Source organism: Novosphingobium sp. Sphag1I (assembly GCF_056279125.1).
The window spans coordinates 15,020-35,615 of sequence record NZ_JBWBQS010000008.1 but is presented as its reverse complement, the minus strand read 5'-3'; the positions used below and the strand labels follow the sequence as shown (position 1 = coordinate 35,615).

21 protein-coding genes are annotated in these 20,596 nt (G+C 61.1%); 8 read left to right on the top strand and 13 right to left on the bottom strand.

Going from position 1 to position 20,596, the window contains the following annotated elements; all coding sequences use genetic code 11:
• Positions 1–28: 28 nt before the first annotated feature.
• A complete protein-coding gene (gene miaA / locus ACZ9HU_RS10765; RefSeq protein ID WP_476104841.1) occupies positions 29–997 on the bottom strand; it encodes a tRNA (adenosine(37)-N6)-dimethylallyltransferase MiaA in 969 nt (322 codons plus the stop codon).
• 121 nt (positions 998–1,118) lie between these two features.
• On the opposite strand from miaA, the gene serB reads away from it, so the two are divergent.
• Complete coding sequence (gene serB, locus ACZ9HU_RS10760; protein ID WP_476105121.1) at positions 1,119–1,865, top strand: phosphoserine phosphatase SerB; 747 nt, start codon at positions 1,119–1,121, stop codon at positions 1,863–1,865.
• Positions 1,866–2,100: 235 nt separating this feature from the next.
• On the opposite strand, the gene purL is transcribed toward serB, so the two are convergent.
• Positions 2,101–4,272: a phosphoribosylformylglycinamidine synthase subunit PurL gene (purL, locus tag ACZ9HU_RS10755; protein WP_476104839.1), complete on the bottom strand. Its 2,172-nt coding sequence runs from the start codon at positions 4,270–4,272 to the stop codon at positions 2,101–2,103.
• A 127-nt stretch (positions 4,273–4,399) separates the two neighbouring features.
• Between purL and ACZ9HU_RS10750 the strand changes: the two genes are divergently transcribed.
• The 6 genes from ACZ9HU_RS10750 to ACZ9HU_RS10725 all read left to right on the top strand — a co-directional run bounded on the left by ACZ9HU_RS10750 (position 4,400) and on the right by ACZ9HU_RS10725 (position 8,607).
• Positions 4,400–4,657 carry an exodeoxyribonuclease VII small subunit gene (locus ACZ9HU_RS10750; protein ID WP_476104837.1) on the top strand — a complete coding sequence of 86 codons (258 nt, stop codon included), beginning with the start codon at positions 4,400–4,402 and terminating at the stop codon, positions 4,655–4,657.
• Positions 4,658–4,673: 16 nt separating this feature from the next.
• On the top strand, positions 4,674–5,576 hold the full coding sequence (locus ACZ9HU_RS10745; RefSeq protein WP_476104836.1) for a polyprenyl synthetase family protein: 903 nt from the start codon (positions 4,674–4,676) through the stop codon (positions 5,574–5,576).
• 76 nt (positions 5,577–5,652) lie between these two features.
• Positions 5,653–6,195, top strand: coding sequence for a pantetheine-phosphate adenylyltransferase (gene coaD / locus ACZ9HU_RS10740; protein WP_476104835.1), 543 nt, complete (start codon positions 5,653–5,655; stop codon positions 6,193–6,195).
• A gap of 115 nt (positions 6,196–6,310) precedes the next feature.
• Positions 6,311–7,024, top strand: coding sequence for a peptidylprolyl isomerase (locus ACZ9HU_RS10735; RefSeq protein ID WP_476104834.1), 714 nt, complete (start codon positions 6,311–6,313; stop codon positions 7,022–7,024).
• A gap of 7 nt (positions 7,025–7,031) precedes the next feature.
• Positions 7,032–8,066, top strand: a complete 1,035-nt coding sequence (gene queA / locus ACZ9HU_RS10730) for a tRNA preQ1(34) S-adenosylmethionine ribosyltransferase-isomerase QueA (RefSeq protein ID WP_476104833.1) — start codon at positions 7,032–7,034, stop codon at positions 8,064–8,066.
• Positions 8,067–8,148: 82 nt separating this feature from the next.
• Positions 8,149–8,607 (top strand): hypothetical protein, encoded by a 459-nt coding sequence (locus ACZ9HU_RS10725; RefSeq protein ID WP_476104832.1) that lies wholly within the window; start codon positions 8,149–8,151, stop codon positions 8,605–8,607.
• A 16-nt stretch (positions 8,608–8,623) separates the two neighbouring features.
• Here ACZ9HU_RS10725 and ACZ9HU_RS10720 read toward each other — a convergent pair whose 3' ends face one another.
• On the bottom strand, positions 8,624–9,379 hold the full coding sequence (locus ACZ9HU_RS10720) for a TSUP family transporter (protein ID WP_476104830.1): 756 nt from the start codon (positions 9,377–9,379) through the stop codon (positions 8,624–8,626).
• Positions 9,376–10,266 (bottom strand): subclass B3 metallo-beta-lactamase, encoded by an 891-nt coding sequence (gene bla, locus ACZ9HU_RS10715; protein WP_476104829.1) that lies wholly within the window; start codon positions 10,264–10,266, stop codon positions 9,376–9,378. The genes ACZ9HU_RS10720 and bla overlap by 4 nt, the downstream gene beginning before the upstream one ends.
• A 75-nt stretch (positions 10,267–10,341) precedes the next feature.
• On the opposite strand from bla, the gene tgt reads away from it, so the two are divergent.
• Positions 10,342–11,472, top strand: a complete 1,131-nt coding sequence (gene tgt / locus ACZ9HU_RS10710) for a tRNA guanosine(34) transglycosylase Tgt (protein WP_476104827.1) — start codon at positions 10,342–10,344, stop codon at positions 11,470–11,472.
• A 193-nt stretch (positions 11,473–11,665) separates the two neighbouring features.
• Here the strand turns inward: tgt and ACZ9HU_RS10705 are convergent, their stop codons facing one another.
• The 9 genes from ACZ9HU_RS10705 to ACZ9HU_RS10665 all read right to left on the bottom strand — a co-directional run bounded on the left by ACZ9HU_RS10705 (position 11,666) and on the right by ACZ9HU_RS10665 (position 20,479).
• On the bottom strand, positions 11,666–11,986 hold the full coding sequence (locus tag ACZ9HU_RS10705; RefSeq protein WP_476104826.1) for a hypothetical protein: 321 nt from the start codon (positions 11,984–11,986) through the stop codon (positions 11,666–11,668).
• Positions 11,987–12,021: 35 nt separating this feature from the next.
• Positions 12,022–12,633, bottom strand: coding sequence for a 30S ribosomal protein S4 (gene rpsD, locus ACZ9HU_RS10700; protein ID WP_476104824.1), 612 nt, complete (start codon positions 12,631–12,633; stop codon positions 12,022–12,024).
• A gap of 213 nt (positions 12,634–12,846) precedes the next feature.
• Positions 12,847–13,620 (bottom strand): RNA methyltransferase, encoded by a 774-nt coding sequence (locus tag ACZ9HU_RS10695; protein ID WP_476104823.1) that lies wholly within the window; start codon positions 13,618–13,620, stop codon positions 12,847–12,849.
• The gene (nrdR, locus tag ACZ9HU_RS10690) at positions 13,617–14,081 is read right to left on the bottom strand and encodes a transcriptional regulator NrdR (protein WP_476104822.1); all 465 of its coding nucleotides are present in this window, start codon (positions 14,079–14,081) and stop codon (positions 13,617–13,619) included. Before nrdR ends, ACZ9HU_RS10695 begins: the two co-directional genes overlap by 4 nt.
• Positions 14,082–14,084: 3 nt before the next feature.
• Positions 14,085–15,383, bottom strand: a complete 1,299-nt coding sequence (glyA, locus tag ACZ9HU_RS10685) for a serine hydroxymethyltransferase (RefSeq protein ID WP_476104820.1) — start codon at positions 15,381–15,383, stop codon at positions 14,085–14,087.
• Positions 15,384–15,403: 20 nt separating this feature from the next.
• Entirely contained in the window at positions 15,404–15,841 is a 438-nt protein-coding gene (gene rpiB, locus ACZ9HU_RS10680) for a ribose 5-phosphate isomerase B (RefSeq protein ID WP_476104819.1), read from the bottom strand.
• 217 nt (positions 15,842–16,058) lie between these two features.
• Positions 16,059–18,092 carry an RNA polymerase sigma factor RpoD gene (rpoD, locus tag ACZ9HU_RS10675; RefSeq protein ID WP_476104818.1) on the bottom strand — a complete coding sequence of 678 codons (2,034 nt, stop codon included), beginning with the start codon at positions 18,090–18,092 and terminating at the stop codon, positions 16,059–16,061.
• A 12-nt stretch (positions 18,093–18,104) separates the two neighbouring features.
• Positions 18,105–20,027, bottom strand: coding sequence for a DNA primase (gene dnaG / locus ACZ9HU_RS10670; RefSeq protein ID WP_476104817.1), 1,923 nt, complete (start codon positions 20,025–20,027; stop codon positions 18,105–18,107).
• Positions 20,027–20,479: a GatB/YqeY domain-containing protein gene (locus tag ACZ9HU_RS10665; RefSeq protein WP_476104815.1), complete on the bottom strand. Its 453-nt coding sequence runs from the start codon at positions 20,477–20,479 to the stop codon at positions 20,027–20,029. Before ACZ9HU_RS10665 ends, dnaG begins: the two co-directional genes overlap by 1 nt.
• Positions 20,480–20,596: the final 117 nt, after the last annotated feature.

Here is a 20,596-nt window from a genome sequence, read left to right as displayed (position 1 = left end):
TAGGTGACGCAAAATGTCTCGTCAAGCATTAATCGTGAAATAAAATATCAAAATGCTTTTCCGGTGCGAAATTTGTGTCTGTTTTGCGTATCCAATGGGGCGGCGGCTGGTGCCGGAACCATGTATATTGGCGTTTCGCATAATTGCGCGTGGCCTGCGCTCCATCGGCGATGGCCTCGTCCAGATCGGCTTCCCTGCGCAAGAATTTTGCCAGCGAGGATACGCCAATCGCCCGCATCACCGGCAGGTCAGAGTCGAGTCCCCGCGCCAAAAGACGTTCCACTTCGTCCAACGCGCCCTGTTCCACCATCAGGCCGAACCGGCGATCGCACCGTTCATAGAGCCAGTCCCGATCCGGCAGCAGAACCAGCGGCGCCAGCGTGATCCTGTCGCCAATCCCGCCTTCCAGCCTTTGTTGCCAGTGGGCAAGTGTTTGCCCGGTCGAAAGCACGACCTCCAACGCGCGATGGACGCGGGTGGTGTCATTGGCGTGAAGCGTGGCGGCGCGTTCGGGGTCCAGACGGGCCAGTTCGGCATGGGCCAAAGCCACCGGCATGGCGCGCACCGTTTCACGCACATCGGGCGCAATGTCGGGCACGGGCGCGATGCCGTAAAGCAGCGTGCGCAAGTATAACCCGGTTCCACCAACAAGGATCGGCACCAAGCCGTGATCATGCGCCTTGGCAATCTCATCGCGGGCGCGGCCTGCCCAATCGGCGGCGGAGCAGCTTTGCACCCCGTCCCACGCGCCATAGAGGCGGTGGGGGATTTCAGCCTGTTCGGCCTGCGAGGGGGCAGCAGAGAGGATCGGCAGGTCGGAATAGAGCTGCGCGCTGTCGGCATTGACGATGACCGCCCCGCGTCCGGCCTTTTCCAGAGCGCGGGCCAGTTTGAAGGCAATATCGCTCTTGCCGCTGGCGGTCGGGCCTGCAATGAGGCCAACGCATGGACGGGCCGTTGGGCCGTCGAGGTTTTGAAGGGATAAATCGGTGCTCATTGCGCGCGTATTAGCAGATGGCGAGGACGTTTCGGCAAGGATTGATACGTTGCTCGAAGAATTGAGCGATGTTGCGGCGTCGACCGATGCGCGCGAATTGCCCGGCGGCGTTTGGGAAGTCATCGTCGAAGGCGTGACGCTGGAGGCTTTGCGCGCCGCGATTGATACGCATGTCGGTGTGTCGGACGCGCTGATCGTCGATGGCAAGGTGCGCATCCCCAAGCTGTTCATCTCGGACATGGATTCGACGATGATTTCGGCGGAATGCATCGACGAACTGGCCGATTTTGCGGGGATCAAGGACCGCGTGGCCGATATTACCGAGCGTGCAATGCGCGGCGAACTGGATTTTGCGCAGGCTTTGACCGAGCGCGTCGGGCTGCTCAAGGATTTGCCCGCACAGGCGATTCAGGATTGTCTCGACCAACGCATCGCGCCGATGAAGGGGGCCAAGGTTTTGGTCGAAACGCTGAAAGCCAAGGGGTGCCGGACGGTGCTGGTGACCGGGGGATTTCATCAGTTCGCTGACCCTGTGGCCGAGCAGCTTGGTTTTCAGCGGGTGGTGGCCAATCGCCTTGCCGTGGTGGATGGCAAGCTGACCGGTGGCCTTGACGGCCCGATCTGCGACAGCAGCACTAAGAAGGCGACGCTGCTTGAAGAAATGGCGGCGCTGGGCGAGGGGGCGGTTGCTCTGGCCACCGGCGATGGCGCCAATGACATTCCGATGATCGAGGCGGCGGCCTATGGCGTGGCGTTTGAGGCCAAGCCCAAGGCTCGCGCGGCGGCCAATGGCTGGGTGGATCGCGGTGATCTGACGGCGATTTTGCGCTTGTTGGGTGTGCCGGAGAAGGATTGGGTTTTGGGTTAAAGGGGCATTTGCCTCCGGCGGGCAAAGGGCCTAGGCCCTTTGCAATCCCGATAATAGGGTGCCGAAGCTAGTTCTCTATAACTTGCAAAAATAAAGCCTGCGGCGCGGTGACCTTAAAAGGTTCATGCGCCGCAGGCTTTTTAATTCATCGTATTGGGCAAGATGTGGCGGGCCACACGCAACCCCCAAATGGGATTGCAAAGGGCCGAGGCCCTTTGCCCGCCGGAGGCTGAAATCAGCCCTCCATCCAATCCTTGAAGAAGGCCTCATTGGCGGCCTTGAGATCGGACACCATCACGCCCGCCACATCCGCGCCGCCCACGGTGCCCAGACGCACCGCGCCTTCAAGCACGATATCGGCCGCCGTGGTCACGACATAGCGTGACTGGTCTTCGCCAAAGGCCTGTGCGGTGTTGAGCGAAACTTCAAGCTGCACGCCAATGCCGCCCGCCATCGCCATTTCGGCCAGAGCGACCAGTAGGCCGCCATCGGAAATGTCATGCACGGCGGTGGCCACGCCATCGCTGATCAACTGACGCACATTTTCGCCATTGCGCAATTCAACGTCCAGATTGACTTGCGGCGCGGCGCCAGCCTCAACCCCGTGGATTTCGCGCATGTAGAGCGACTGGCCAAGGTGGCTGCCTTCGCTGCCGATCAGCCAAACGATGTCGCCAGCCTTCTTGAACTTCACCGTGGCCATTTTTTCGTGGTTCAGCATCAGGCCCACGCCGCCAATGGCGGGGGTGGGCAGAATGGCGCTGCCGCCGCCGGTGGCCTTGGATTCGTTGTAGAGCGAGACGTTGCCCGACACGATGGGATAATCCAGCGCGCGGCAGGCGTCCGCCATACCTTCAAGACAGCCCACGATCTGCGCCATGATTTCGGGGCGCTGCGGGTTGGCAAAGTTGAGGCAGTTGGTGATCGCCAAAGGCGTTGCACCCACCGCGCAAATGTTGCGCCACGTTTCGGCCACAGCCTGCTTGCCGCCTTCATAGGGGTTGGCATAGCAATAGCGGGGCGAACAGTCGGTGCTCATCGCCAGCGCCTTTTGCGTGCCGTGAATACGCACCACCGCCGCATCGCCGCCCGATTTTTGCAGCGTGTCGCCGCCGACCTGGCTGTCATATTGTTCAAAGATCCAGCGGCGCGATGCCAGATCGGGGCAGGCGACCAGTTTCAGCAGGTCAGCCCCCAGATCGGCGCTTTCGGGCACCGCATCCAGAACAGGCACCTTGGCCCATGCCGCATAATCCTCGCGGGTCAGATGCGGGCGGTCATACAGCGGCGCGTCTTCGGCCAGAGGGCCGAGCGGGATGTTGCAAACTTCCTCGCCCTGGAACGTCAGCACCATGTGGCCGGTGTCGGTCACTTCACCGATCACGGCAAAGTCCAGTTCCCACTTCTTGAAGATGGCTTCGGCCATGGCTTCCTTGCCGGGCTTGAGCACCATGAGCATACGCTCCTGGCTTTCGCTCAGCATCATTTCATAGGGCGTCATGCCTTCCTCGCGGCAAGGCACCTTGTCCATGTTGAGGATGATGCCGGCCTTGCCATTGGTGGCCATTTCGACCGAGGAGGAGGTCAGGCCCGCCGCGCCCATGTCCTGAATGGCGACGATCGCGTCGGTGGCCATCAGTTCAAGGCAGGCTTCGATCAGCAGCTTTTCGGTGAAGGGGTCGCCCACCTGTACGGTCGGGCGCTTTTCTTCGCTCTTTTCGTCAAAATCGGCCGATGCCATGGTGGCGCCATGAATGCCGTCACGGCCGGTCTTGGACCCGACATAGACGATCGGATTGCCGATGCCGGTGGCGGCGGAATAGAAAATCTTGTCCGTGTCGGCTACGCCAACGGTCATCGCGTTGACCAGGATGTTGCCGTCATAGGCCTTGTGGAAATTGGTTTCGCCGCCAACGGTGGGCACGCCCACGCAATTGCCATAGCCGCCGATGCCGGCCACAACGCCCTGCACCAGATGCTTCATCTTGGGGTGGTCGGGGCGGCCAAAGCGCAGCGCGTTCATGTTGGCCACGGGCCGTGCGCCCATGGTGAACACGTCGCGCAAAATGCCGCCAACGCCGGTCGCGGCGCCCTGATAAGGTTCGATATACGAAGGGTGGTTGTGCGATTCCATCTTGAAGATGGCGGCTTGGCCATCACCAATGTCGATGACGCCCGCGTTTTCACCGGGGCCGCAGATGACCCAAGGGGCCTGCGTCGGCAGCTTTTTAAGGTGAAGGCGGCTCGACTTGTACGAGCAATGCTCCGACCACATGACCGAGAAAATGCCAAGTTCCACAAGGTTGGGTTCGCGACCCAGAGCGTGGAGGACCTTGTCATATTCCTCCGGGCTAAGCCCGTGGGCGGCGACAACTTCGGGGGTGATCGTGCTGGCGGCGTTTGTCATGGCCGCGCCCTTAGCGCCATGGGAGGCAGATTTCCAGAGCATTGCAACGGGTTTGAACGTGTATAGTTGCATCATGCCCATGGGGGAGCCTTGACCAGCCTGTGCAAATGAGGCCATGGCAATGCGCATGAGCCAAGAAATTGCCACTTCGCCCGATGCTTCCGGTCTTAGTTTCGAAGACGCTCTGCGCGCTTTAGAGGACGTCGTGCGGCGTCTTGAAAGCGGCGAAGTGCCGCTCGATGAATCGATCACCTTGTATGAACGCGGCGAATCGCTGCGCAAGGCATGTCAGGCGCGGCTGGATTCGGCACAGGCCCGGATCGAGCGTATTGTCGCCGGGCCCGATGGCGCGCCGGTCGGCCTGCGCCCGCTGGATGAACAATAAAGGGGGAGGCAAAAAGATGGCTGTTGTGACGGATAATCTGTTGGCTCAGGGCCTGAAGCGTATTCAGGCTGATATTGATGCGCTCTTCGATTCGCTCTTGCCCGTTCCCGAAGACCCGCGCGCGCGCCTGATCGAGGCGATGCGTTACGCCACGATTGGTGGTGGTAAACGTGTTCGCCCGCTGCTGGTGGCGGCGGTGGCCGAAATGTACGGGGTGGATCGTGATGCGGCGGTGCGCGTGGGCGCGGCCATCGAATCGGTCCATGTCTATTCGCTGATTCATGACGATTTGCCCTGCATGGACGATGACGCGCTGCGCCATGGCAAGCCGACGCTGCATATCGCCTTTGATGAGGCGACGGCGGTTCTGGCGGGCGACGCTTTGCAGTGCTTTGCGTTTGAACTTCTGGCCGATACGGCGACCAGCGGCGATCCCTTTGTGCGGGTTGAACTGGTGACGACTCTGGCCACGGCCAGCGGACACAATGGCATGGCCGGTGGCCAGATGATGGACATCGCCGCCGAAACTTCCAGCTTTGATCTGGCCACCGTGACGCGGTTGCAGCAGCTCAAGACCGGGGCCTTGTTGTGCGCTGCGGTCGAATTGGGCGCGATTTTGGGCAAGGTGGCGCCGGAAGGGCGCCGTCATCTGCGCGCCTATGCCCGCGATATTGGTCTGGCGTTCCAGATCGTCGATGATCTGCTTGACCATGAAGGCGACGCCGAACTGGCGGGCAAGGCGCTGCGCAAGGATGCCGAAGCGGGCAAGGAGACCTTTGTCTCGTTGCTGGGCGCGGATCGTGCGCGTGAACAGGCCCGCATGCTGATCGATCAGGCGATTGCCCATCTGGCCAGCCATGGCAGCGAGGCGGACCTCCTGCGCGCGCTGGCCCGCTTTATCGTGGAACGTGACCGTTAATTGTCTTTGGGCTGGACCGGGCGCTTCGCTGGCTTTACGCAAGAGTAACTAAGGCCAGGGAGCGCAAAGGGAAGGCATGGCAGACAAAATTCTCGGCGTTGCCGGTGGGGCCAAAAGAGTTGGTGTTTATCCCGGCACGTTCGATCCGATCACGCTGGGCCATGCCGATATCATTCGGCGCGGGGCCAAGCTGGTCGATCACCTGATCATTGGCGTCACCACCAATCCGTCGAAAGACCCGCTGTTTACGCCAGAAGAGCGGATGGAGATGGTCACACGCGAAGTGGCCGCCATGGGGCTGGATAATGTCTCGGTGGTGGGGTTTAATGCGCTGCTGATGAAATTTGCCGAGAAGCAGGGGGCCAGCGTGATTCTGCGTGGGCTTCGGGCTGTGGCGGATTTCGAATATGAATATCAGATGGCCGGCATGAACCAACAGTTAAACCCCAATATCGAAACGGTTTTTCTGATGGCGGATGTTTCGCTTCAACCCATTGCCAGCAAATTAGTGAAAGAAATCGCCCTGTTTGGCGGCGAAATCGCCAAATTTGTCAGTCCCGCGGTGCGCGCCGATGTCATTGCGCGCATTGATAAAGTGGGAAGAAAGGGTGACGATTGATGAACCGTGCCGAATTTTCGGTGACTGGTTCATTGCCACGACAGATTTGGCGGTCTATCGCCTCCGCCATTGGTCCCCAGCAGGGCCTTGGGTACCATACTTGCAAGAGAGCCGCATGAAACGTCCTGATTTCGCCAAAACCGCGCTTGCTGTGCTGATGGGCGCTGCGATGCTGTCCACCGGGGCTTGCGCACATCGTGACAAGACCCCCAAGCTGTCCAACCTCAAGGCGGTTGAAGCTTTGCCCGGCGCCAACCAGTCGGCCAAGGTCGATCAGGACATTTCGCATGATCCCGACAATGTCCTGTTGCTGGACCTGTCGAATGGCGGGCGCGTTGCCATCCGCATGATGCCCAAATGGGCGCCCAACCATGTTGAGCGCGTCAAGACGCTGGCTCGTCAGGGTTTTTATGACGGCATCATCTTTCACCGCGTGATCGAAGGCTTTATGGCCCAGACCGGCGACCCGACGGGCACCGGGGCTGGCGGGTCAAAGCTGCCGGATCTGAAGGCGGAATTCAATTCGATCCCGCATGTGCGCGGTTCGGTGTCGATGGCGCGCACGAACGAGCCGGACACCGCCAACAGCCAGTTCTTTATCGTGTTTTATCCGCGCTTTGCCTTGGACAAGCGTTACACGAATTTTGGTCGCGTGATTGCGGGCATGGATATTGTCGACGCCATCGTGCGCGGCGAACCGCCCAGCAATCCGACCAAGATCGTTCAGGCCTCGATCGCCTCGGATAACAAGCCGCGTCCGGCCTATGCGCCGCCGTCGGCCCCCGCCAAGATCAGCATTGATCAGTTGAACAACTCGCGTTCGAACTGAGGCTGTTTTGCGCGTCGATCTGTTTGATTTCGAATTGCCGACCGAAAATATCGCGCTGAGACCCGTGTCTCCGCGCGATTCGGCACGTATGCTGCTGGTTCCCCCCGCCGGGCAATTTGGCCAGCATCTTGTGCGCGACCTGCCGCAATTGCTGCGGGCGGGCGATGTGCTGGTGTTCAATGACACACGCGTCATTCCGGCCCAGCTTGAGGGGCGCCGGGGCGAGGCCAAGATCGGCGCGACGTTGCATAAACGGATCGACCTGCGGCGTTGGCAGGCCTTTGTTCGCAATGGCAAACGCCTGCGCGAAGGCGATGTGATCCAATTCCCCGCCGATGTCTGTGCCACGGCCGAGGCGCGCCATGCCGATGGCAGTTGGACGCTGGCCTTTCATGGTGATGAGCCGGTTGAGGTTTTGCTGGAACGTGCGGGCCAAATGCCTTTGCCGCCCTATATCGCGGGAAAACGCCCGACGGATGAGGCCGACAAGAGCGATTATCAGACCATGTTCGCGCAAAAGGATGGCGCGGTGGCCGCGCCGACGGCTGCGCTGCATTTCACACCCGAACTGATCGACGCGCTCGACGCCAAGGGCATCGCGCGCGAATTTCTGACGCTGCATGTGGGGGCGGGCACGTTCCTGCCGGTGAAGGCCGACGATACGACCGATCATCAGATGCACGCCGAATGGGGCACGATCAGCCCGGAGGCTGCTGATCGCCTGAATGCGGCGCGCAAGGCGGGGGGGCGCGTGATTGCGGTGGGGACGACCTCGCTGCGCCTGCTCGAATCGGCGACTGGGGATGATGGCGTGATCCAGTCGTTCAGCGGCGACACGTCGATCTTCATCACGCCGGGCTATCGTTTTAAGGCGATTGACGGGTTGATGACCAATTTCCATCTGCCCAAATCGACGCTCTTCATGCTGGTCAGCGCGTTGATGGGTCTGGAACGGATGCAGGAAACCTATGCCCATGCCATTGCGTCGGGCTATCGTTTCTATTCCTATGGCGATTCCAGCCTGCTTTTGCCCAAGGGCTGATGGAATTGCGGCTTGCCTTGGGCTTGACCCTCGGCCACCTTTCGTGCGGATCGAAAGCCCCCGGCGGATAGGATTGGCGCGTATGAAATGGAAAATTGGTTTCGCTTGCCTGATGGCGGCTGCGGCAACTGCTGCGACGGCACAGGCGCCAGCGGTGGATGAGGCGTCGCAAAAGCTGGCCGAATGCGTGACGGTCAAGGCGACGGTCGAGGATAAGGCCACGCTGTCCAAATGGGTCGCGGTTGAAATCGCCTCGTCCATGCCGGCGGCCGGGGCGGTGACGGTGGACGCCGAAAAGAAGGCGGCTCTCGACAAGGACGCGGCCAAGATCTTTACCCGCCTTGTGATGACGGATTGCTTCGATCTGGCCAAACCCTTGGCCAAGCAGGGCGGCGGACAGGCATTCCGTGCGGCGGGCGCGGCGCTGTCGCGTCTGGCGGTGCGTGAATTGATTGCCACACCCGGCGTCAACAGCGCCATCGTGCGCAGCTATGTCTCAAACCTCAATCAGCAGGATTTCCTCAAGCTGATCCAGCAATAAGCCCCGTGGGGCCGGTTCACCCGGTGAACCAGCCCCATATCAGCTTGGCCGTCAGGCTGAGGCTGACCACGACCAGCAAGGGGCGGATGATTTTGGCCCCCATCTTTGTCGCCATATGTGACCCCAGCCAAGCGCCGGTCATCGCCCCAACGGCCATGCACAGGCCCAGCGCGAACATGATCTGGCCGCCAATGGCAAAGACAACCAGCGACGCCAAATTGCTGGTTAGGTTGAACAATTTGGTCAGGCCCGTCGCCCGCGTCAGCCCATAGCCGCGCAGGGAAACCAGCGTGATGGCAAAGAATTGCCCGGTGCCCGGCCCAAAGAAACCGTCGTAAAAGCCGATGCCGCTGGCAATGGGCAGATAGGCTTTCTCGCTGACCTTGGCCTCACCTTCATGGTCATGCATTTTGGGGCTGAGCAGCGTATAGGCCGCAATCGCGATCAACAGAATGGGCACCAACAGCTTCAGCACACCCGGACTGATCCGCTGAACCGCCCATGCGCCCAGCGCCGCACCTACCAGCACAAAGAGCACCGCAGGCAAATTGGGGCGCAGCTTGAACAAGCCCGCACGATGATAGCGCCATGTGGCCAGCGCCGTCCCGCTGCATGATTGCAACTTGTTCGTGCCCAGAACTATAGCCGGGGGAAGGCCCGCATAGATCAGCGCAGGGACGGTAATCAAACCACCGCCCCCCGCCACCGCATCCACAAAACCCGCCAGCACCGCAACGCCGGTCAGCGCGGGATACATCCAGTCAATGGTCACTTGGCCGCCTCACGGGCGAGGGTGGTGTTGAGGCGATCCTCAAAGCGTCCGACCGTGGCGGCGCAGGCACCTTTGTCTTCCCAATTCACGCTGCTGGGCGCGCGCATGGCGGCGGCGACCTTGTCATCGGTTTGATTGTGTTCGGGGTGGCCGGTGATGAGATAGTCGCAAGGGAAAGTCCGCGCCTTGGCAAAGGATTGGCGGAAAGAGGCGACGACGGAGGCATGTTCGGGCGCGGAAAAACGGTAGGTGTCGGCGGCTGTGGCGTTCATGCTGGCCATGAAAACCATGGCGCGGCATCCGGTTTTGGGGGCGCAGGATTGCCAGGTCCAGCTGGTCGATCCGGCGGTATGGCCGGGTGTGAAACGCGCGGTGATCACCGTATCGCCCAGTTTGATTTGCCCGCCATCCCGTATTGCCCGCAGGCGCGTCGGCGCAGGAAAGGGTTTGAGATCGCCGTTTTGCGGGTCCTCTGCTCCGGTCTGTCCTTTGCGCAGCGCGGCCACCGTATAGGGGCTGGCGATCACGGTGGCGCCCGAATCGCGCGCCAGTGCGGCCACCCCGCCTGCGTGGTCAAAATGCGCCTCGGTCACAAGGATGTAGCGCACATCGGAGGGCTTGTGGCCAAGGCTGCGGATTTGGGCCTTCAATTGCGGCTCAAACTGGGGCAGGCCTGCATCGATCACGATCAGCCCCGCGCCGGTGTCGATCACCGCCGTGTTCAAATGCACCGAGCCAGCCATCCAGGTCTTGCCATAGATCGGGATCGGCGCCCGCACCTGCATCCAGCGGTCAGTATAGCTGGTGGTGATGGGGCGGGTCAGCGGATCATCCGCGGCCAGAGCGGGGGCGGCCAAAAGGGCGAGGAGCAGGGTGGCTTTTTTCATGGTCGCAACGCTAGACGCCCGCACTGTCCGCGTCCAGATTGCGGGCCTTCGCTTTTGCGCGTAAGGCGCGGGGCCATGACCCGTTTTCAATTCAACATTCACGCGCGCGACGGCAAGGCGCGCACCGGCACCATCCAGATGCAGCGGGGCGAAATCCGCACGCCTGCTTTCATGCCCGTGGGCACCGCGGCCACGGTCAAGGCGATGAAGCCGGAGACCGTGCGTTCAATCGGCGCGGATATCATCCTTGGCAACACCTATCACCTGATGCTGCGCCCCGGTGCGGAACGGGTGGCGCGGCTGGGCGGATTGCACAAGTTCATGAATTGGGACCGCCCGATCCTGACCGACAGCGGCGGGTATCAGGTGATGAGCCTGTCGGAACTGCGCAAGATCACCGAGGAAGGTGTGACCTTTGCCAGCCATATTGACGGTTCGCGCCACAATCTGACGCCCGAACGCAGTATGGAAATCCAGCGCCTGCTGGGCAGCGACATTGTGATGTGTTTCGATGAATGCCCGCGCGCGGATCAGCCCAAGGATGTGATCGAGCGCTCGATGCTGATGTCGATGCGCTGGGCCAAGCGCAGCCGTGATGGTTTCGACAGCGGCGAGGAACATGCGGCGCGTTCGGCGCTGTTTGGTATTCAGCAGGGCGGTTTGAACGAAGACTTGCGCTCGATTTCGGCGGGCAAGCTGCAAGAGATCGGCTTTGATGGCTATGCCATCGGCGGTCTGGCCGTGGGCGAGGGGCAGGAGGCGATGTTCGCGACGCTGGACTTTGCTCCGGGCCAATTGCCGGAGGACAAGCCGCGTTACCTGATGGGTGTGGGTAAACCGGACGATCTGGTCGGCGCGGTTGAACGCGGGGTTGATATGTTCGACTGCGTTTTGCCCTCGCGTTCGGGGCGTAATGGTCAGGCGTTTACGTGGAACGGGCCATTGAACATCCGCAACGCCAAACATGCCGAGGATACCGGGCCAATCGATACGGATTGCACGTGTTCGGTTTGCGGCACCTACAGCCGGGCCTATCTGCACCACCTGAACAAGGCGGGTGAGATCCTGGGCGCGATGTTGATGACGGAACACAATCTGGCGTTCTATCAGCAATTGATGGCCGGTATGCGGGCCGCTATTGCTGAGGGGCGGTTCGCGGCTTTTGCGTCGGGGTTCCGGGCGCGGTATTTTAACAAGGGGAATTGAGGGGATGCGAGGGTCTTAACCCTCGCGCTCCCGTTACTGTCGGCGTGGCGACGTTAGCGCAACTTCGCCGCGCAGCTGGCTGTGTCAGCCACTAAGGCTACACCCCCCTCACAAACTGGCCGCTCCCCCATAACGGGATTGCAAAGGGGCCGAGTCCCTTTGCCCGCCGGAGGCATATTCCCGCCGTGTAAAATCAGGCTGGAACGACCTCGCCATCCGGCATCAGAACTTCCAGCCGAGTCCCCATATAGGTGGAAAACTGTCCGCTCTTTTCCGCCATGAATCCAGCGCCGATTTTGAACGCAAAGCGCTGTGCGGTGACGAGATCGGGGTACCATTTGCCGACGCGATGGGCGGTCACATAACGATAGAGCTTGTTCATGGCCGTGATACGATTCTGGTTTGAAAAGGTTCCGTTCATCGCGGTGAAATGAAGCCGAATAGCGACGATCTGATGACAGAAATGAACCAGAAAGGCTTTGTTGCAAAAGAAAAAGGCGGCAGCCGAAGCCACCGCCTTTTCTTTGCTTTTCCGTGAGGAAACGCGAATTAGCGCGAATAGAATTCGACGACCAGATTCGGTTCCATCTTCACCGGATAGGGCACTTCGTCCAGGGTCGGAACGCGAACGAAGGTGATCTTGTCGCCGTCCTGGGCAACATAATCGGGCACTTCGCGCTCGGGCAGAGCCTGAGCTTCGGCGATCAGAGCCATTTCCTTGGCCTTCTTGCCCAGCGAAACGACGTCGCCGGGGCGAACGCGCCGCGAGGCAATGTTGCACTTAACGCCGTTCACATAGATGTGACCGTGCGAAACAACCTGACGGGCCGAGAAGATGGTGGGGGCGAACTTCGAGCGGTACACCACGGCGTCCAGACGCTGTTCGAGCAGGCCGATCAGGTTCTGACCGGTGTCGCCCTTCATGCGCGACGCTTCCTGATAGGTGCGCTTGAACTGCTTTTCGGTGATGTCGCCATAGTAGCCCTTGAGCTTCTGCTTGGCGCGCAGCTGGATACCGAAGTCCGAGATCTTGCTCTTGCGGCGCTGACCGTGCTGGCCGGGGCCATACGAACGGCGGTTCACCGACGACTTGGGACGGCCCCAGATGTTTTCGCCAAGGCGGCGGTCAATCTTGTACTTCGAGGCATGACGCTTCGACATAGTCTTCCTTACATTTGCTTCGTGGCGCGGGGCGGGATGCCTCGTGCCTTGCTGTAGCCGGTCGTATTGACCGACAGGTTCCGGCGCGCACCCTGATGCTATTTAAGCTTCAGGCGGCCACTGCTTCACCGGACATGCAGGGCCAATGGAATACGGCGCCGGGTGGGCGCCATCCTTGTGAAGGGGCGCCCTTGGCGGGAATGACGGATTTTGTCAATCCCCCGTGTTGCCGGATTCTTCGTCTTTCTTGGGCGCGGGCTTGACGCGCGGCGGCGGCGGCACGCCGGGCTGGCGCATCAGCGCGGAGAGAACGCCGCGCATGGTACGCACTTCCAGATGGTTCCACGCCGGTTTGGTCAGCATGGTGCGCAAAGTGCGCCGCGTGGCATCGGCCCGTGCCTCGGGAAAATAATAGCCGCGCGGCTCAAGCAGGCTGTCGAGGTGATTGATCAGCCCTTCCAGCTCTTCCTGCGGGGCAGGGGGCAGGATTTCCTCCACCGGGGGCTGTTCCAATGCCACGCCCTTCGACCACTCATAGGCGCACAGGATCACCGCCTGCGCCAAATTGAGAGAGCCGAATTCCGGGTTGATCGGCACGGTGATGATCGCGCGGGCCAGCGCCACATCATCGGTTTCCAGACCCGAACGTTCGGGGCCAAAGATGATCGCGCTGCGCCCCGGCTGGGCGTGGATTTCGCGTGTGGCGGCTTCGGGCGTCAGCACCGGCTTGGTCACGCCGCGCTTGCGTACTGTGGTGGCATAGACATGCGGGCAATCGGCCACTGCCTCGGCCAGGGTTTCAAACACCTGCGCTTGTTCCAGCACGATGTCGGCGCCCGCCGCGGCAGGCCCCGCGCTTGGGTTGGGCCAGCCATCGCGGGGCGACACCAGCCGCATTTCGACAAGGCCGAAGTTGAGCATGGCGCGCGCCGCCTTGCCGATATTCTCGCCCAATTGCGGGCGGACGAGGACGATTACAGGTTTCATTTCTTATGCCCCGCGTCGCGCACAGTCCCGGCAAATTCTTCAAAATCGCGCGCTTCGGAAAAGTCGCGATAGACGCTGGCAAAGCGGATATAGGCCACGCTGTCGAGGGCGCGCAGCCCTTCCATCACCATTTCACCAATGGCTTTCGATGGCACTTCGCTGTCGCCCAGCGTTTCGATCTGACGCTGAATGCCCGAAACCAGTTGGTCCAGACGTTCCTGCGCAATGCCGCGCTTGCGACTGGCCAGCGCCACCGATTGCTCGATCTTGGACCGGTCAAACGGCTCGCGCTGGTCGTTGCTTTTCACTACGGTGATTTCGCGCAATTGCACCCGTTCAAACGTGGTGAAACGCGCGCCGCAGCCTTCGCACTGACGGCGCCGACGGATGGACGTATTGTCCTCCGTCGGGCGCGAATCTTTCACCTGCGTATTGTCACAGGCGCAGAACGGACAGCGCAAGGATCAGTAACCCAGCTTGGGATAGATCGGGAAGCGGGCGCACATTTCGGCGACTTCGGCGGCCACGCGGGCTTCGACCTGTGCATCGCCTTCGGGGCCATTCTTGCGAAGGCCGTCAACCACTTGCGCGATCCACTTGCCGATCTGGGTGAATTCGGCCTCGCCGAAACCGCGGGTGGTGCCGGCCGGCGTGCCCAGACGGATGCCGCTGGTCAGCAGGGGCTTTTCATCGTCAAACGGGATCGAGTTCTTGTTGCAGGTGATGCTGGCGCGGTCCAAAGCCTTTTCCGCATGCTTGCCCTTGGCGCCATAGGGGCGCAGGTCGACCAGCATCAGGTGGTTGTCGGTGCCGCCCGACACGATGCCCAGACCTTCGGCCTGAAGACTGGCGGCCAGAGCCTTGGCGTTTGCCTTGACCTGCGCTGCATAGGCCTTGAACGAGGGCTGGAGCGCTTCACCAAAAGCCACCGCCTTGGCCGCGATAATGTGCATCAGCGGGCCGCCCTGAAGGCCGGGGAAGATCGCGCTGTTCAGCTTCTTGGCAATCGCTTCGTCGTTCGACAGGATGATGCCCGAACGCGGACCGCGCAGCGACTTGTGCGTCGTGGTCGTGGTCACATGCGCGAAAGGCACCGGCGAGGGATGCGCGCCGCCCGCGACCAGACCCGAAATGTGGCTCATGTCGGCCAGCAGATAGGCGCCCACTTCGTCCGCAATCGCGCGGAAACCGGCCCAATCCCATTCGCGCGAATAGGCCGTGCCGCCGCAAACGATCAGCTTGGGCTTGCACTCGCGGGCGATGCGGGCAACCTCGTCCATGTCGATGAGCTGGTTGTCTTCGCGCACGCCATAAGGCACGACGTTGAACCACTTGCCGCTCATGTTCACCGGCGAACCATGCGTCAGGTGCCCGCCCGAGTTCAGGTCCAGACCCATGAACGTGTCGCCGGGCTGAAGCAGGGCAAGGAACACCGCCTGGTTCATCTGGCTGCCCGAATTGGGCTGAACATTGGCGAAAGCGGCGCCGAACAGTTCCTTGGCGCGGTCGATGGCGATCTGTTCGATCTCATCCACATATTCGCAGCCGCCATAATAGCGACGGCCCGGATAGCCTTCGGCATACTTGTTGGTCAGGATCGAGCCAGCGGCCTCAAGCACGGCGGTCGAGCAGATGTTTTCCGACGCGATCAGCTCGATCTTGTCCTGCTGACGGCCCAGTTCCTTGTTGATCCAGCCGGCGATGGCGGGATCGCGATCGGACAGCGTGCCAGTGAAGAAGTCGGCGGGGCGAATATCGGTCATGGATCTCGTCCTTTTGGGGATCAAACGGAGGGGTTGGAGAGCTTTTCGACGCGGCCGGTATGACGGCCACCACCGAATTGGGTGCTCAAAAATGCGGTGAGGCAGGCCTTGGCCATGTCGATGCCGGTCAGGCGGGCGCCCATGGCGATGGCATTGGCATTGTTATGCTCGCGGGCCAGTGCCGCCGAGAGCGGTTCGCCCACCAGCGCGCAGCGCAGCGCCGGGTGGCGATTGACGGCGATCGAAATGCCAATGCCGCTGCCGCACAGGGCGACGCCATATTCCGCAGCGCCCGAAGCGACCGCTTCGGCCAGCTTGTAGCCATAGTCTGGGTAATCGACCCGATCTTCGGTTTCGGGGCCAAGGTCGCTGACCTCATGCCCTTCATCGCGCAGGAACTGGGCAAGTTCGGCCTTGAGGCCGACGGCGGCGTGATCGGATGCGATAGCGATTTTCATGGGTTTGGCTCATTCCCCAAAGAGTCGTCTTGGCGGCTCCTTAGGCGTCAAAGCGCGCCATGGCCACCCCCAAAACCGGCGGAAAGTGGCAGTTTCGCGACATCGGTGGCCGGTTTGCATCAATCCGGCATTCCGGATGATGGATTGCATCAAGCTTTTACGAAAACGGGCGCGATTCCCAATAGAATCGCGCCCGTTTGCATCAAGATTTCCGCAATTATTGGTCGAGGAATGACCGCATCTTGCGTGACCGGCTGGGGTGCTTAAGCTTGCGCAGCGCCTTGGCCTCGATTTGACGGATACGTTCACGCGTCACGCTGAACTGCTGGCCCACTTCTTCCAACGTGTGGTCAGTGTTCATGCCGATGCCGAAACGCATGCGCAACACGCGCTCCTCACGCGGCGTCAAGGACGCCAGCACGCGGGTGACGGTTTCCTTGAGGTTCGACTGGATCGCGGCATCCACGGGGATGATCGCGTTCTTGTCCTCGATGAAATCGCCCAAGTGGCTGTCTTCCTCGTCGCCGATCGGCGTTTCAAGAGAGATCGGCTCCTTGGCGATCTTCATCACCTTGCGCACCTTTTCGAGCGGCATCGAGAGACGCTCGGCCATTTCCTCGGGCGTCGGCTCGCGGCCCTGCTCGTGCAGGAACTGACGGCTGGTGCGGACCAGCTTGTTGATCGTTTCGATCATATGCACCGGAATACGGATGGTGCGCGCCTGATCGGCGATCGAACGCGTGATGGCCTGGCGGATCCACCACGTTGCATAGGTGCTGAACTTGTAACCGCGACGATACTCGAACTTGTCGACGGCCTTCATCAGGCCGATATTGCCTTCCTGAATAAGATCGAGGAATTGCAGGCCACGGTTCGTATACTTCTTGGCAATCGAGATCACGAGGCGAAGGTTGGCTTCCACCATTTCCTTCTTGGCGATACGCGCTTCGCGCTCACCCTTCTGCACCATGTTCACGATGCGGCGGAATTCGGGCAGGGCCATGCCGGTGTTGCTGGCAATGTCCGACACTTCGGCGCGGATGCGTTCGACAGCATCGCCTTCGTTGATGGCAAAGGCCGCCCACTTCTTGTCCTTGCCCTGAACACTGGCCAGCCAGTTATCGTCCAGTTCGCGGCCGACATAGGCTTCAAGGAAGTCCTTGCGGCTCACCTTGTGGCGCTCGGCCAGACGCAGCATTTGGCCGCCCAGCGCGGTCAGGCGGCGGTTGAAGGCGTAGAGGTTGTCGACCAGATATTCGATCTTCTGGCCGTGGAACTGTACGCTTTCGACTTCCGCCGTCAGGTCTTCGCGCAACTGCTGATAGGCGCGTTCCTTGTCGGCGGGATAGTCATTGCCCACCGCCATGAAGTCGAGGCGTTCAGCCTGCGCCTTTTCAAAGCTGTAGAACAGCTCGGTGATGCGGGCGAACTTCTCCAGCGCTTCGGGCTTGAGCTGCGCTTCCATCTGGGCCAGCGAAAGAGTGTTGTCCTCTTCCTCTTCCTCGACAGGGCGCTTGGCGCGGCGCTCGATGCCGTCCTCATCCTCTTCGTCGGCGGATTCCTCCTCCTCGATGTCTTCTTCCTCCTTGAAGGAAGGGCCAGCGGTGGCTTCGGAAATTTCGCCATCGGCTTCTTCGCCGTCTTCGGACAGGTTTTCCGGCTGCGGCTCTTTGCTCAGCATCGCGTCAAGATCGAGGATCTCGCGCAGCTGCATTTCGCCATTGTTGAGCGCTTCGGACCACTGGATGATGGCGTGGAACGTGATCGGGCTTTCGCACAGGCCCAGAATCATCGTGTCGCGACCGGCCTCGATCCGCTTGGCGATGGCGATTTCGCCCTCGCGGCTCAGCAGTTCGACCGCACCCATTTCGCGCAGATACATGCGCACCGGGTCGTCGGTACGCTCGATGGTTTCTTTCTTCTTTTCAACCGCGGGCCGGTCGGCCAGCATCGAATCGGAATCTTCGACATCATCGGCCGGATTGTCATCAGGCTCGGCGGCATCTTCATCGCTTTCCACGATGTTGACGCCCATCTCGCTGATGGCGGCCATGATGTCCTCGATCTGATCGTTCGAGAACTGGTCCTGAGGCAGCGCCTCGTTCAACTCGTCATAGGTGATGATGCCACGGCGCTTGGCGCGGGCAATCAGCTTCTTGATCGAGGCTTCATTGAGGTCGATCAGAGGGGCGTCGCCGCCTTCCCCCTTGCCGCCATCAGACATGTCCGCGCCAGAAATCTCTTCGTCCATCCTATACGCCATCTAGAGGTGCGCGGCATCGGGCGATGCCGCCGCAGCATTATCCTGTGCAACCGCCATTTGGCCGAGTCGCGCTTTCAAATCCAGTTCTCTTTTTTCCAAATCACGCAAACGGGCCAACAATCTTTGTTGTTCCGCCCAACTTTCTTCGGTCACATCCCCACTTTCGCGGGTTTGGGCCAATGCGGCCTCCACCAAAGGCTTTTCCGCCAACACGCAAAGCACGTCAGCCAATTGGGTTTTTGCGCCTTCCCCCGATTCGCAAAGGAAGGCAAATCCCATGCCGGGGCGCGGTGTCGTGTCTGGAGGGGTAAAGCCTTTCTCGCCCAAGATGGTGGCGATGGCCGCGCTTTCAAGGGGGGCGCCATCATCAAGCGCATCAAGCAAAGCGTCGCACCGCGCATCCTCATGCGCCAAACGGGCCAACAGGCTGGAATGGCGCGCAATCTCTTCCGGCATGCGGATCAGGCCGACCAGAACCGCCTCGATCGTGGCGGCGCGGAACGGGTTGGCGGGGCGCTGAAGCCTTTGCGTGGTTTCCTGATGGGGCAGGGGCGGGGGCATATCCCGCCCGAACCGCCCGCCGCGTTGTTGCCGCTGAAAAGGTTGGCGCGGTTGCCATGGCGGACGGCTGTCCTCGCGCCGGGGAAAGGCGAAGGCGGAAAAACGTTCCAGCAGATCGCGGCGATAGAGCGCTTTGATGTCATTGTCGGCAATTGTGTCGACATGGGCCATCAGGCGCGCTTTCAGCCCGGCCTTTTCCTCCGGGCTGGTGGCGGGGGCGGCATCCAGTTCAACCTGCCACAAAGTATCGAGCAGGCTTTGCGCGCCGCTCAGCACTTCCTCCATGGCCGCCGGGCCGCGCGCCTTGATCAGATCGTCGGGATCTTGCCCTGCTGGCATACGCACGATGCGCAAGGAATGGCCGGGGCGCAGCAGGGGCAGGGCGCGGGTGACGGCGCGCATCGCGGCCCTCTGGCCCGCCGCGTCGCCATCGAAACACAGGATCGGCATCGGCACCATGCGCCAGATCATCTCGATCTGTGTTTCGGTCAGGGCCGTGCCCAGCGGCGCGACAGCATCATGGAAACCCGCCGCGGCCAGCGCGATCACGTCCATATAGCCTTCAACCACGATGATCCGCCCCGATTGGCGCGAGGCGGGCGAGGCGCGGTGGTGGTTGTAAAGCGTGCGCCCCTTGTCGAACAAAGGCGTGTCGGGGGAATTGAGATATTTGGGCGCATCGGTCTTGTGCGTCGCCAGAATGCGCCCACCGAACGCGATCACCCGCCCGCGCGGGTCATGGATGGGCAACATCAATCGCCCACGGAACCGGTCATACGGCTCCTTTTTCTGGCCTTGGGCGTCCTCGACCACGATGCGCAGGCCGCCCTCGATCAGCATGGCCTCCGGAAACTGGCCGAGAGCGCCTTTCAATGCCTGACGACCTTCCGGGGCATAGCCAAAACCGAATTCGCGGCACACGCCCTGTGAAAACCCGCGAGAAGCCAGATAGGACCGCGCCTGCGCGCCTTCATTGCTGGCCAGTTGGTCGACGAAAAACGCCTGCGCCGCGCCCATCACATCGTGCAGGCTCTTGGCCTTTTCCGCCCTTTGCGCCGCGCGCGGGTCGGGGGCAGGGACTTCCATCCCCGCCTCCTCGGCCAATTGTTTGACCGCATCCATAAAGGAAAGGCCGCGCTGGTCAGTCATCCACCGGATGACATCGCCATGCGCCCCGCAGCCAAAGCAGTGATAGAAGCCCTTTTCATCATTGATGGTGAAGCTGGGCGTCTTTTCATGGTGGAACGGGCAACAGGCCTTGAACTCACGCCCCGCCTTGGTCACGCGCTCGGTGCGGCCGATGATGGCCGACAGCGTGATCCGGCTGCGCAATTCATCAAGGAACTGGGGCGAGAGTGACATTAAGCGAGCGCGGCCTTTACCAGCGCGCTGGCCTTGCCCATGTCGATCTGGGTGCCATGCTTGGCTTTCAGCGCGGCGATTACCTTGCCCATGTCCTTGGGGCCGGCGGCGCCGACTTCGGCCTTGATGGCTTCAATGGCTGCCTTCACCTCATCCTCGCCCATCTGCGCGGGCAGGAATTCCTCGATCACGGCCACTTCGGCGGCTTCGATTTCGGCCAGTTCGGGGCGGCCGCCCTGTTCATACATGGTGATCGATTCGCGGCGCTGCTTCACCATCTTTTGCAGCACATCGGTCACGATCGTGTCATCGTCGGGGACGTTCGACGCCGTGCGCAGTTCGATATCCTTGTCCTTCAGCTTGGCCAGAATCAGGCGCACGGCGGCAAGGCGGGCCTTGTCGCCCGATTTCATGGCGGCCACCTGCGCGGCCTTGATCGAATCGCGGATCATTTTTCTAAGACTTTCCCGTGGAGTTTTGCGCATTTCGCGGCTTGGCGCATAACCCTAGCGGGATTTTTCCGGTTTTGATAGGTTGACGGATAAGGGGATGGGGTCTAGCGGGCGGGC